General features: G+C 30.9%; 13 protein-coding genes. 5 read left to right on the forward strand and 8 right to left on the reverse strand.

Features of this window, described 5'->3' with window-relative positions; genetic code table 11:
• A partial coding sequence (locus BMY82_RS08335; RefSeq protein ID WP_091976096.1) for a metallophosphoesterase occupies nucleotides 1-1,249 on the forward strand: 1,249 nt, incomplete at its 5' end.
• A 63-nt stretch (nucleotides 1,250-1,312) separates the two neighbouring features.
• On the opposite strand, the gene BMY82_RS08340 is transcribed toward BMY82_RS08335, so the two are convergent.
• Together BMY82_RS08340 and BMY82_RS08345 are read right to left on the reverse strand one after the other, a co-directional pair.
• Nucleotides 1,313-2,209 carry a diacylglycerol/lipid kinase family protein gene (locus BMY82_RS08340; RefSeq protein WP_091976097.1) on the reverse strand — a complete coding sequence of 299 codons (897 nt, stop codon included), beginning with the start codon at nucleotides 2,207-2,209 and terminating at the stop codon, nucleotides 1,313-1,315.
• 136 nt (nucleotides 2,210-2,345) lie between these two features.
• The gene (locus BMY82_RS08345) at nucleotides 2,346-2,549 is read right to left on the reverse strand and encodes a hypothetical protein (protein WP_091976098.1); all 204 of its coding nucleotides are present in this window, start codon (nucleotides 2,547-2,549) and stop codon (nucleotides 2,346-2,348) included.
• Nucleotides 2,550-2,872: 323 nt separating this feature from the next.
• Between BMY82_RS08345 and BMY82_RS08350 the strand changes: the two genes are divergently transcribed.
• Nucleotides 2,873-3,565: an iron-sulfur cluster assembly scaffold protein gene (locus BMY82_RS08350; protein WP_091976099.1), complete on the forward strand. Its 693-nt coding sequence runs from the start codon at nucleotides 2,873-2,875 to the stop codon at nucleotides 3,563-3,565.
• Nucleotides 3,566-3,591: 26 nt separating this feature from the next.
• On the forward strand, nucleotides 3,592-4,602 hold the full coding sequence (locus BMY82_RS08355) for a GGGtGRT protein (protein WP_091976100.1): 1,011 nt from the start codon (nucleotides 3,592-3,594) through the stop codon (nucleotides 4,600-4,602).
• A 136-nt stretch (nucleotides 4,603-4,738) separates the two neighbouring features.
• Here the strand turns inward: BMY82_RS08355 and BMY82_RS08360 are convergent, their stop codons facing one another.
• The 5 genes from BMY82_RS08360 to BMY82_RS08380 all read right to left on the reverse strand — a co-directional run bounded on the left by BMY82_RS08360 (nucleotide 4,739) and on the right by BMY82_RS08380 (nucleotide 9,424).
• A complete protein-coding gene (locus BMY82_RS08360) occupies nucleotides 4,739-4,945 on the reverse strand; it encodes a hypothetical protein (protein ID WP_091976101.1) in 207 nt (68 codons plus the stop codon).
• A 251-nt stretch (nucleotides 4,946-5,196) separates the two neighbouring features.
• Nucleotides 5,197-6,426, reverse strand: coding sequence for a serine hydroxymethyltransferase (gene glyA, locus BMY82_RS08365; protein ID WP_091976102.1), 1,230 nt, complete (start codon nucleotides 6,424-6,426; stop codon nucleotides 5,197-5,199).
• 295 nt (nucleotides 6,427-6,721) lie between these two features.
• Nucleotides 6,722-7,417 (reverse strand): N-acetylmannosamine-6-phosphate 2-epimerase, encoded by a 696-nt coding sequence (locus tag BMY82_RS08370; protein ID WP_091976103.1) that lies wholly within the window; start codon nucleotides 7,415-7,417, stop codon nucleotides 6,722-6,724.
• A gap of 168 nt (nucleotides 7,418-7,585) precedes the next feature.
• On the reverse strand, nucleotides 7,586-8,290 hold the full coding sequence (locus tag BMY82_RS08375) for a GntR family transcriptional regulator (RefSeq protein ID WP_091976104.1): 705 nt from the start codon (nucleotides 8,288-8,290) through the stop codon (nucleotides 7,586-7,588).
• A 147-nt stretch (nucleotides 8,291-8,437) separates the two neighbouring features.
• Entirely contained in the window at nucleotides 8,438-9,424 is a 987-nt protein-coding gene (locus BMY82_RS08380) for an ROK family protein (RefSeq protein ID WP_091976105.1), read from the reverse strand.
• Nucleotides 9,425-9,911: 487 nt separating this feature from the next.
• On the opposite strand from BMY82_RS08380, the gene BMY82_RS08385 reads away from it, so the two are divergent.
• Both BMY82_RS08385 and BMY82_RS08390 read left to right on the forward strand, forming a co-directional pair.
• The gene (locus tag BMY82_RS08385) at nucleotides 9,912-10,790 is read left to right on the forward strand and encodes an N-acetylneuraminate lyase (protein WP_091976106.1); all 879 of its coding nucleotides are present in this window, start codon (nucleotides 9,912-9,914) and stop codon (nucleotides 10,788-10,790) included.
• 102 nt (nucleotides 10,791-10,892) lie between these two features.
• Nucleotides 10,893-12,434 carry a sodium:solute symporter family protein gene (locus BMY82_RS08390; protein WP_091976107.1) on the forward strand — a complete coding sequence of 514 codons (1,542 nt, stop codon included), beginning with the start codon at nucleotides 10,893-10,895 and terminating at the stop codon, nucleotides 12,432-12,434.
• A gap of 125 nt (nucleotides 12,435-12,559) precedes the next feature.
• Here BMY82_RS08390 and BMY82_RS08395 read toward each other — a convergent pair whose 3' ends face one another.
• Nucleotides 12,560-13,603 (reverse strand): cyclically-permuted mutarotase family protein, encoded by a 1,044-nt coding sequence (locus tag BMY82_RS08395; protein WP_091976108.1) that lies wholly within the window; start codon nucleotides 13,601-13,603, stop codon nucleotides 12,560-12,562.
• Nucleotides 13,604-13,792: the final 189 nt, after the last annotated feature.

Below are 13,792 nucleotides of genomic sequence, written 5' to 3' on the forward strand. Positions count from 1 at the left end.
AGAAGTAAAGATATATAACACTACAGATTTGCACAGCCATTTTACAAAACAAATGAAAAATGAGATTAAGAAAATTGACAGAAAAAATTCAATTTTAATAGATGCTGGTGATACAGTTGATATACAAACAGTAGATGATTCTCAATGGTCTTCTGGAGAAAAATCTCTTGGATATCTAGACAATATTGTCGGCGGAAATGTAGTTGAAAAAATTAAAAAACCAATGGAAGGGCTATCACCTATTTCCAAAGAATTGGTAAATGCTAAATACGATGCTGCAGTTCTTGGAAATCATGAATTCTATCTTCCACCTGATGCTTTGAAAGATTTAATATATAACTACAAGAAAAATGGTCTAAATATTTTATCTGCAAATACCTTCTTTAACAAGGAATATATAAATAGCAGTAAAGATGAAAGAATTTCTGAACCTTACGTTATAAAAGAAGTTCCTAATAAAAGTAACGCAATCAAAATAGCTGTAGTTGGAGTAACTACAAATACTATTAATGAAGAAGAGGCTTTTAAAGACGGTAAAGAAAAATTTAGTGATGATGTCTATATCCAAAATAACCCTAATTATAAGGGAAAATTTTATATGACAGATATGGTTGATGAAAGTATAAAAGTGGTCAAAGAAGTAAAAGAAAAGGAAAATCCTGATATGATTATACTAGTAGCCCATTCTGGTGAAAAACCTAAAATTCCTAGACATTCTGGAAATAGAATACAAGAATTGGCAAAAAAAGTTCCCTATGTAGATCTTATTATTGCAGGTCATACACATGAATTTATAGATCAGCATGAATATACTGGTCCAAATGGAAAAAAAGTAGTTGTAACTCAATCGGGACGCCATTCAAAAGGATTAGGAGAATCTATTGCTAAGTTTAAATTTAAAGATAATAAATGGAAATTAGAAAGTATTAAATCTAAGAATATTAAGTTTAAAACAGATAAAAATGATTCAGAAGATGCCGACTTTGACACATCAAAAGAAGAAAACAGGAAAAAAGTTGGTTTTAATACAGTATCAGAAGAAAAATTTAGAAAATTAGTTAAAGATAATAAAAATGTTGTACTTAAATTCAATATTTTATCCGATAAAAAAATAAGTTTTCCTAAGGATTCAAGGGTAATCTTAGAGCAAGAATACTTTGCTGAAAAGGAAAATGAATATATTTACTACCTTACTACTAGAGACTTAGATCTTGCAAAAAAATATACACAATTATACTCAAAAAAATAAATAGAAAAGGACTTTATTATTTGAAAAATTTCAATTTAATAAAGTCCTTTTATTTATATTATCTTATTTGCTTTTTCCACAATAAACATTTATATGAGACGGAAGTACCTTTAATTCCACTGGAAGTTCCTCTCCCTCATCACCGTCTACATTTGTTTTAAGAACAACATCATCTTCAACATTTATCTCACCTTTTTCAAATACTACATATCCGATAGAATCATTAGTTTCTTCTACTCCCTTAATAAGCTCTGGTAATGTTTTTACAGTATCTAACATATTATCATCCTTTAGATATATCATATGTAACTTTCCATCATCTACCTTCGCCTTAGGAAGAATCTGTTCAAAACCTCCTATTGAATTAGTAAGTCCAACTAAAATCAAACTACTCTGTGCGTTAATGGAATTTCCATCTGCATTAATAAGAAAAGAATAGGACTTTGAATTCTTAAACTTTTTAAATCCAGAAACAAAGTATGCAAATCGTCCAAGAACTGTTTTCTTATCTGATTCAACTTCATTTACAGCCTCTGGAATTACTCCTATCGCAACTACATTCATAAAATACTCTTGATTTATTTTCCCTATATCTATTTTTCTGCTTCGATCAAAATCTAATTCTTCAATGGCTTTCTCTGGATCTAAAGCTATATTAAGTGCCCTAGACAAATCATTTACTGTTCCCAGTGGGAAAAAACCAAAATTTGGAATATATTCTTGTTCTGCAATTCCATTTATACCTTCATTAACAGTACCATCTCCACCCATTACAAATACACTATCATATCTTTTATCAGCAGATTCACGGGCAAACATTTTGCAATCTCCTGCTTTTTCAGTATATCTAACTTCAACCTCATCAAAAAAACTTTCTAACTTTTCTTTTGCGAGTTTACTATAATTTTTTGCTCTTTCATTACCTGAACTAGGGTTAATAATCAACATTGCTTTTTTCATATATCTCACTCCATTCAGAAATTATATAATAATTATTATCGACAATTTAATAGCATATCTAGTCCGATATTTAGTATTTACACACAAAAATCAAATTAAAAACATAATTTTATATTTTTCTTTAATAATACTTTTATTATTCAAGATTATTAGCCCTTTTTCTACAAAATAAAGCATAGACTATAATTGGAATTCCACAAATAACTGGGATAGCTACTTCAATTAAATCCTTCTTAGAGAAAAAACTTAAAATACCTAATAAGATAACTCCTGTTCCCAATGAAAAGAATTTATTAAATCTATTTAGCCAATAAGCTCTACTATTTTTTTCTACTTTCATTATTTATCCCTTTCTATACAACTGTTTTTTCAAATAGTATCCTGTCAATATTCAATTTGAAATATACCCTAATAATAAAATATTTATAAAAGTTTATATTTTTAGTATAGCCTAAATATAAATATCTTATATAAAGATATTATCACATTAATACTATTAATGTATATATATTATACTAGTGCTGGACTTTTTTCTTAATTATGACTTTAATTATTTATATATTTTATTAAATATCCCTTATTTAGTGGATTTTTTCACCTAAAAGTAGTAAATTATAATGTGGGAAAAAATAAACCTAATATATTATAAAAGGAGTTTTAATCATGATATATTCAACAGAAGTAGAAATGATGTGTCCTGTAACTCAGGGTGCAAATCACGGACCAGCTCCAATTCCTGAAGAAGGAAAATGGGTTAAGGCTAAAGATGTCTCAGATATTTCAGGTCTTACGCATGGTATTGGCTGGTGTGCTCCACAACAGGGTGCATGTAAGCTTACTCTAAATGTCAAAGAAGGTATTATTCAAGAAGCTTTAGTAGAGACTATAGGATGTTCAGGTATGACTCATTCAGCTGCTATGGCATCAGAAATACTTCCTGGAAAAACTATTTTGGAAGCTTTAAATACAGACTTAGTTTGTGATGCAATAAATACTGCTATGAGAGAATTATTCTTACAGATAGTATATGGAAGAACTCAAAGTGCATTTTCTGAAGGTGGTCTACCAGTAGGTGCCGGACTAGAAGACTTAGGTAAAGGACTTCGCTCTCAGATAGGTACAATGTACGGAACTGTAGCTAAAGGTCCTCGTTATCTTGAAATGGCTGAAGGATATGTAACTGGAATAGCTTTAGATGAAAACAATGAAATTATCGGTTACAAATTCGTAAGTCTAGGAAAGTTTACAGACTTTATAAAGGCTGGAGACGAAGCAAATCTAGCTTGGGAAAAAGCTCAGGGACAGTATGGACGTGTAGAAGATGCTGTCAAGATAATAGATCCACGTAAAGAATAATATTACACTTTTAGGAGGAATTTAAGATGGCTTTATTCGAATCTTATGAGAGAAGAATAGATAAAATAAACAAAGTTTTAAATAGTTATGAAATTGCATCTCTTGAAGAAGCAGAAAAAATAACAAAGGATGCAGGTCTTAATGTATATGATCTAGTTAAATCTATACAGCCTATCTGTTTTGAAAATGCTTGTTGGGCATATACAGTAGGTGCTGCAATTGCAATAAAAAAGGATTGTAAAACTGCTGCAAAGGCAGCCGAAGCTATAGGAGAAGGTCTTCAATCTTTCTGTATTCCAGGCTCTGTTGCAGATCAACGTAAGGTAGGTCTTGGACATGGTAATCTTGGAAAAATGCTTCTTGAAGAAGAAACAGACTGTTTTGCCTTCCTTGCAGGTCATGAATCTTTTGCAGCTGCAGAAGGTGCTATAGGTATTGCTGAAAAGGCAAACAAAGTTCGTAAAAAACCTTTAAGAGTTATACTTAACGGTCTTGGAAAAGATGCCGCTAAGATAATTTCAAGAATAAATGGATTTACATATGTTCACACAGACTATGATTACTACACTGGTGAACTTAAAGAGATAGAAAGAATAGCATACTCAAAAGGACTTCGCTCAAAAGTTCATTGCTATGGTGCAAATGATGTTCGTGAAGGTGTTGCAATAATGCACAAAGAAGCAGTAGATGTATCTATAACAGGTAACTCTACTAACCCTACTCGCTTCCAGCATCCAGTTGCAGGTACATACAAGAAGGAATGTATAGAACAGGGCAAGAAGTACTTCTCAGTAGCATCAGGTGGTGGTACAGGACGTACTCTACATCCAGACAATATGGCTGCAGGTCCTGCTTCTTATGGTATGACTGATACTCTAGGACGTATGCATTCTGACGCACAGTTTGCTGGTTCTTCATCTGTTCCAGCCCACGTTGAAATGATGGGACTAATAGGCGCAGGTAACAACCCAATGGTCGGAATGACTGTTGCAGTTGCTGTTTCTATAGAAGAAGCTGCAAAAGCTGGCAAGTTCTAATAAGATATGACTCTTTTTAAAATTAGATTTTCAAATATAAATTTAAAATCAAAACTATTTACTTAAATATTAAACTACAGAAAGGATGTGCAAATGCACATCCTTTCTTAACTTATTTTAAACTTTAAAAAACGCCTTATATCTCTATAATCTCTTCTTTTACTCTTAACTCCGCTGTTATTCTTTCCAATAATTTCCTAGGATCTTCATTGACCTCAATTTCTAGTCTATCATCAGGGCAATCCCCACTAAATATAAATACAATCTTCGAATCCTGTGCGTAAATATAAAGTACATTTCTTCCATTGATTAAAGCACCGCTTTTTTTGATTTTATAATACATGAAAACACACCCTTTCTGAAAACTAGATATTTAATTAAAAATTAAGAATATTTTATTCTTTAGATTTATTTTATCATACTTTTGATATAAGTTAAATCTCTAAATATATAATCATTATAAACACTTATTATAATTTTCAAGTTAGCTATTTTAAAAACTGTCTATCAATATTAGCAAAAATTCCTTAAAATAAAAAAACTGCTTGCATAGACATCTACACAAAGCAGTTCATATTTTTTTATAAGTTTAAATTAGTATGGAAGTGGATATTTATCTGTAAGTGCTACTACTATTTCTCTAGCCTTTTCTAGATTATTATCTGTGATTACCAAGTCCATTGCTTCAGCAATCTTTACCATATCTTCTTCTTTCATTCCTCTTGTAGTTACAGCTGGAGTTCCTATTCTTATTCCACTAGTCTCCACAAAACTTGCCTTATCGAAAGGTATTGAGTTTTTATTTACTGTAATAAAGGCTTCATCAAGTCTTTTTTCAGCTTCTCTTCCTGAAATCCCCTTTGAAACAAGATTTACCAGTATAAGATGATTGTCTGTTCCTCCTGAAACAAGGTCAAAGCCTCTTTTTACAAGTTCATCTGCCAATACAGCAGCATTTTTTACTACCTGCTCTTGATATTCTTTAAATCCATCTTCTAAAGCTTCTTTGAAACAAACTGCTTTTGCAGCTATTATATGTTCCAATGGTCCTCCCTGAAGTCCCGGAAATATTGCCTTGTCTATTTTCTTGGCATACTCTTCCTTACAAAGAATAATTCCACCTCTAGGACCTCTTAAAGTCTTGTGAGTTGTACTTGTTACAAAGTCTGCACATTCAACTGGATTGTTGTGTAGACCAGCAGCTACCAATCCTGCTATATGAGCCATATCTACCATAAAATATGCATCTATTTCCTTAGCAATTTCTGCTATTCTCTTAAAGTCTATTTCTCTTGCATATGCACTGGCACCTGCTACTATCATCTTTGGCTTTTCTTCTAAAGCTATTTCTCTAAGCTTTTCATAATCTATAGTTTCAGTTTCTGGATTCACACCATATGCTATAAAATTATAGTTTATTCCAGATATATTTACAGGAGATCCGTGTGTAAGATGTCCACCTTGTGAAAGATCCATTCCTAAAACCTTATCGCCATGATTTAACATAGCAAGGTAAACAGCTTGATTTGCCTGTGAACCAGAGTGTGGCTGAACATTAGCGTGATCTGCTCCAAAAATCTTTTTAACTCTTTCTATAGCAAGATTTTCCATTTCATCAACATGCTGACAGCCGCCATAATATCTTCTTGATGGATAACCTTCCGCATATTTATTAGTAAAATAGCTTCCCATTGTTTCCATTACTGCTGGAGATACTATATTTTCAGATGCTATAAGCTCTATATTTCTCTTCTGTCTTTCCAGTTCTTTCTCTAATGCTTCATAAACTTCTGGATCTGCTTTTCTTAAATTATTAAATTCCATAATTTAACCTCCTTAATAAAATATATCTTACAAATATATTATTCATATAATCACTTTTATGAATTAAAACAAATATCAAAAATGTGTTGAAATAATTATATCATAAAATTCAGTATATTCAAGGAGATTTTATCTATATTTAATTTATGTTTTTTTGTTGTATTTTTATAGTCCAGTAGTAAAAATATTTTTCAGCTATTTAAATTCTATTATTTAAATAGAAAAACTGCTGTAAAATTTAAGATATATCAGACTTTTGATACACATTATTTTACAACAGTTTTTATAATATTATCTACTTTATTGCATTTACAAATCTCGATGCTATTTCTCTTGGTCTTGTTATTGCACCGCCTACAACTATAGCGTGTGCCCCAGCCTCTAAAGCTTCCTTTGCTTGTGAAGGATAATGAATTTTGCCTTCTGCTATTATTGGAAGACTAATGTTTTCAGAAAGACCCTTTATAAGTTCAAAATCTGGTCCATCTCCTCTTCCTTCTGTGTAAGGTGTATATCCACTCATTGTAGTTCCCACAAAGTCAACACCAGCTTTTTCAGCGTTAATACCTTCTTCAAGATTAGATATATCTGCCATTAATATTATTTCAGGATATTTTTCTTTTATTTCCTTTATAAAATCATTAATTGTACTTCCAGCAAATCGTGGTCTCATTGTACAATCAAGGGCTATTATTTCACACTTAGTTTCCACCAATTCATCTATTTCTTTCATAGTAGGAGTAATATATTGATCCATTCCCTCATAAGCTATTTTTATTATTCCTATAACAGGTAAATCTACTAGCTCTTTGATCTGAATTATATCTCTAACACCCTGTGCTCTTATTCCTACTGCACCTGCATTCTTAGCTGCTAATGCCATTAAAGGCATTATTCCACCTTCTTTTGTGTATAAATCTTCATTTTCTAATGCTTGGCAAGATACTATTAGACCACCTTTTATACTCTCTATTAATTCTTTTTTATTCATGATTATACCTCTTTTACTTTAATTTTTGATAAATTGCAATAAAAAACGAATTTTTCTAAGGTGGTTTACTAAAACACTATATAAGTCAATAATATGGTTTCAAGTTTTATATAAATTTATGCTTAATGCTATAATCAAATACTTTATTATAGACTTCTATCCCTTATTTTAGTCCTTTATTACAATTTCATAGTATTTATAATTTATGTATATTTTTACATATTCAAAAATATCTCCATCCGGCATATATGTGAACCTATCAAATTCAAAACAAGGCTCATTTTCTTTAGAAATGTAAAAAGCTACACTCTCCGGAATGTCTGTTATTACTTTTATTTTCTTCTTGCTTTTTTCTTTATGAATATCTATGCGGTAGTTTTTTCTAATCATAGTAGCAAGTTCTTTAAAACTATCTATATCCCCTATATCTATATTAGGTAAATATTTCATCGAAATATAGTTGGTCTGATGAGCCCATGCTACATCACCAATATATTTTACTCTTGTTATTTTCAAAAGTTGTGATACAGGCATACCTATTTTTTTGCAAAATTCTCTGTCCTGTACTATTTCAACTCCTATAACCCTAGATGTTTCAACTACTGTATCTTTAAAATATTTATGAAAATTATTGCTTTCTGTAAATGAAACTTTCTTATTTACTAATGTTTTGCTTACAAAGCTTCCTTTTCCTTGAACTCTAAATATATATCCACTATTTTCCAATTCAGATAGCACTCTTACTGCTGTCGTACTACTTACACCGTATAAATCTTTTATTTCTTTTTCTGTATAAACTTGCTCGCCTTCTTTAAATACGCCTGTTTCAATCTTTTCAACTATACTGGCGAATATCCTTTCATATTTTTTCATATCCGACTCCTAAAATTTAACACTTAAAATTTAATGCATTAACTATTTGCATTTTTATCTTAACATCATATTTTATATTTGTAAAGAAAGTTTTAAAAAAGGATATTCTATTTTTATTAAGTAGTTTACTATATTTTTTAGTGTTTTTTAAAGTTTTTTCTTACTATATTCACTTATATATGGATAAATAGCTCCATATATAGCTGCATTATTACCTAAACTTGCACAAAGGAACTTAGTTTTGTTGATCTTTATAGGCATAATTTCCTTTACCTTTGCCTCTATTTTTCTTATTAAATAAGAACCCTGCTTAGATATAGCACCACCTATTACCACATACTTAGGATCAAGTATAAGAAGCATGTTTGAAATACCTATTGAAAAATCTTCTAGCCATTCATCCAAAACTTTCATTATTTCTTCTGAATGATTATCTACCATAAACTTTAATTTATCTTGACTAATCATACTTTCAATAGTTTTTTCAAGCTCCAAGCAAGATTGACATTCTTCTATTTTTTTATCTTTTTCTATATATCTACATACTGCAAAAAATTCTTTTACGCTTAGTTTCTCATGAACTTCTCTTTTTATTCTTTTTTCAAGAGCTATAGTAGATGCTTTTTTCTCAAAGTTTTTTCCTGTTTTGGGATCATACATTGTTTGACCTATCTCCCCTACACTAGAACATGATCCATGAGGCATCTTGTCAAGATAGTAAGCTCCTCCTATACCTGTTCCTAGGGCTATACAGAATACTTCCTTCAAGCCCTTAGCACACCCTAAAAGCTGTTCTCCCAAAAGAGCACAGTTGACATCATTGTCTGCACAAACTGCTACCCCTAACCTATCTGAAAGTTCATCTCTAAAGTTAACACCTATATAATTCTTTATAGTATCTGTTGCGCTTATAACTTCAGCTTTTTCAGTATCTATAACTCCTGCTGCAGATATGCCTAGATAATTATAGCTGAACTTTTTCTTTATATCTGCTGAAATTCTATATATTTCATCAACTATCTTCAAATTGACATTATCTGGAGTAGGACATGTTTCATAGTGAATAATTTTCAAATCTGCATCCACTACTGCAAACTTAATACTTGTACCGCCGACATCTACACCTAAATACATCTTTACCTCCTATTTATTATAAAGTATATTCACTTAAAATATAATGTGGTAAATTTTTTCATTTTTCTTCTATATTTTATTAAAAAGATCTTTTTATTTTTTTATATAGAAGTTTTTATAAAATTAATAAGTAACATCTAATGCTACTCTCTTCCTAAAATATTATTTTAAAAATATACTTTATATATTCTATAATACTGTAAAATCAATAGTTCCATCTTATTTTTTATTTAAATTCACTTTTATAATAGCACTATTTTTTTTAATTGTAAAGATTTTTACCCATCTTTTGAAAATGTTTTTCTTTTTTTCTGAAAAAATATTGACAATTTCCGGAAAACGTATTACTATGGACTTGTAAATATTTAATGTGTTAATTTGGTTCGAAGAAATCAACATGGTATTTTTTAATTAGTTTTTAGATATATTAAATAATATTTATTTATAATATAGAGTTTGAACGAACCATATATAGGAGGTTAATAATATGAAAAATTTAAAGGGTATTTATTCAGCACTTTTAGTTCCATTTGACAAGGAAGGAAATCTTATAGAAGAAGGTTTAAGAGAGGTTATAAACTATAACATCAATGTAAATAAAGTTGATGGCCTATATGTAAACGGAAGTAGTGGAGAAAACTTCTTATTAAATACAGCTCAAAAAAAGCGTATATTTGAAATAACTAAGGAAGAAGTTGGAGATAGAATAAATCTTATAGCTCAGGTTGGTTCACTAGACCTTAATGAAGCTGTAGAACTTGCAAAGTATGCAACTGATCTTGGATATGACTGTCTATCAGCAGTTACACCATTTTATTATCAGTTATCTTTTGAAGAAATTAAATACTATTATGAAACAATTATAAATGCAACAGACAATAATTTAATACTTTACTATATACCATTCTTAACAGGAGTTAAAATAAGTCTTGATCAGTTCGGTGAATTACTTTCAAATAAGAAGGTTATCGGAGTTAAATATACTGCTGCAGACTTTTATCAGTTAGAAAGATTCAGAAAGAGATTCCCTGATACTCTATTATTCTCAGGATTTGATGAGATGCTTGTACAAGCAGCTATAAGTGGCGTTGATGGTGCAATCGGATCTACTTACAATGTTAATGGTAAGGTTAGTAGAGAAATATTCGACCTAGCAAAGAGTGGTAAGGTTGAAGAAGCATACAATTTACAACATAAGGCAAACGATGTAATAGAAAAAGTTCTTGAACTTGGTCTATATCAGACATTAAAGGAAATATTAAAGGTCAAAGGAATAAATGCAGGTTACTGCAAGAAGCCAATGAAGGAATTCGATCCTGCAAAGCTTCCTGAAGTTGAAAAACTTGTAAAAGATTACAACTTATAAATTTTGACAATCAATTTTCATTTTAATCAATACATCTGAAAGGGTCTTAATTAAGTTTTTAAGACCCTTTCAAAAAATTAAATATTAAAAAGGAGAAAAACAATGGATAAAATAGGTTTTGGCTTCGCTAACGGAGTCGTTTTAGTACTTTATCTTCTTGCAATGACTGCTATCGGTGGATTATTTGCAAAGAAAGCTGGAAAGAATACAGATGCCTTCTTCAAGGCAAGTGGTTCTCTTCCTTCATGGGCAGTTGGTTTCTCTATATATGCCACTACTCTTTCTGCCATTACTTTTATGGCAACACCGGAAAAGGCTTTTAATGGAGACTGGGCATATGCAGCAGGTAACTTATCAATAATAGTAATCATACCAATACTTATACGTTTCTATGTTCCATTCTTTAGAAAGCTAAATGTAACTACTGCTTATGAATACCTTGAAGCTAGATTCAATCCTGCAATGCGTGTATTCGGAAGTGTTTTATTCTCATTATTCCATATTGGACGTATTGCAATCGTTATCTATCTTCCAACAGTAGCTATTACTTCAGTATCTACGATCAATCCATACCTAGTATGTGGAGCTATAGGTATACTTTGTGTAATATACTCATTCCTAGGTGGTATGGAAGGTGTTATATGGACTGACTTTATTCAGGGTGTAATTCTTATAGGTGGTGCACTACTTGTTATAGCAGTTGGTGTATTTAATGTAGGTGGTTTTGGAAATGTTGCTGCAGATGCAGTTGCTCATAAAAAGATTTTATCTAATGAAACATTACAATGGTCATTTACTGCTGCTACTGTTCCTATTATATTCTTAGGTTCAATATTCAACAGTTTACAGCAATACACTGCTTCTCAGGATGTTGTTCAGCGTTATAACACTACTAAGAATCAGAAAGAAACTAATAAGAGTTTATGGACAAACGGTTTACTTGCATTTATAACTATACCTATTTTCTACGGAATGGGTACTGTTTTATATAGTTTCTACAAGGGTGCTCATGCAGCTGGTTCTCTTCCAAACTTCATGAATGCCGATGTTGTAGGAGCTGCTGCAAACACAACTGCACTAGTTCCATACTTTATACTTACATCTCTACCAGCAGGTGTTGCAGGTATCGTTATAGCTGCCATATTAGCAGCAGCGCAATCAACTATATCTTCAAGCTTAAATTCTATCTCAGCTTGTGTAGTTGTAGATATTAAACAGCGTTTCTTCGGAAAAGGTAATGATCAAGAAGATGTTAGACTTGCTCGTTTAGTAATTATAGCATCTGGACTTTTAGGAACAATAGCTGCACTATACTTTATAAAGGCAAATCAGAAAGAAACTTGGGACTTATTCCTTAAGTTCATAGGATTATTCGGTGTACCAATTGCAGGTATATTCGCTTTAGGTATCTTCTCTAAGAGAGCTAACGGTACTGGAGCACTTATAGGATTACTTGCTTCAGCATTCTCTTGCTATTGGATACAGGGAAATACTACTTGGGCAGCAAACCCATTTGTATTCTCAATATTCTCATTCTTATCTGCTGTAGTATTCGGATATATTTTCAGTTTAATCTTCAAAAAAGATAAAAAGAATATAGACGGATTAACTATATACACTAAGGATCAAGAATATATAGGTTAATAATTTCCAAATACTCATAAATTTACAGAGGCACATTTTATATGTGCCTCTGGTTTTATTTGTATATTTTTATACTTTAATAATACAATAAAAAGACGGTATAAATACCGTCTTATATATGAATCTTATAAAGTCAATCTGTGAACATATGGAGTTCTCTTACCTGGCTTTATTTCTCCCATTATAGAGTATATTTTGTTTTCTGATTTCAAAAGGGCATTTCCACAAGGAGCATCAAATGATATTTTACCTAAACTTCTCCACTTATTTTCATTTACATTATAAACAAGCATTTCTTTATTCCACTTACATTTTTCTGGCTCCTGTCCAAAATACTGTCTTCTGTACTCTTGTTTTTCATCTCCTGTCAATGTAGATAATTTATGAACTGCTTCTTTCCATAAATCTTTATTAAATCCACCTATTGCAAGTAGTTCTTCCTCATTCAACTTCACAACTCCTGCACCTAATAAAGATATACTTTCTCCATTTAGTTGAACTTCACTTATTTCTTCCCAACTATTTTCTTCTATACTATATAAATATCCATCAGTATAGGCTACATTTGATCCGCCACCAAATACTGCTATTTTATTTTCAAAACAGCAAGAAATACACTGATTTCTAGCTTCACCTGGAAATCTTTCTAAAGACTCTAAATTACCTTTTTCTAAATCATATCTATAAAAATCTCTTGAATTATCTTCTCCAAGCTTACCTATACCAAAATATATTTGCCCATCTATATACTCTGCTATGGCATTTTCAATAGACATAGGTAGTTTTGCAATTTCTTCATAGGCTAATTTCCCATTTTTAAGATATATCTTAGTTATACTAGAATTATGTTCTTCTTCTGGACTCCCTCCCAAATAATATATCGCATCTTCTGAACTAGTACTGCTTCCATAGGCAATTGGATAATCTAACTGTATTTGCTGTAAAAACTCTAGGTTACCGTTTTCTTCAGATATAAGATACAAATCTCTGTGAGTAAACTTTTGACCACCTTCTAAAATACTAGTTTCTGGAAAATTGGCACCTCCGCCTACAACTAATTTTCCATCTAAGATACCTTGAAGATGACCTGCTGTTCCCTTATTTTCAGAGTATCCTTTTTGTGCTGGAAAACTTCCTAAATTCTCCCACTCAATATAATTATTTAACATATTAACTTTTCCTTCTTTCTATAGATTTTTATAATTTTATCTAAACTTGAAAACGATATAAACCTTTTGTTTTCAATACTTTTACCTATATATATTATAACATTTTATTTTTTCAATCGCAATATTTAACACATTAAATTTCATTATGTTCTTTTCTAGCAAAAATAAGAAAAATAAAAATGCAACGTA

This window comes from Peptostreptococcus russellii (assembly GCF_900110295.1).
GTDB lineage: Bacteria > Bacillota > Clostridia > Peptostreptococcales > Peptostreptococcaceae > Peptostreptococcus > Peptostreptococcus russellii_A.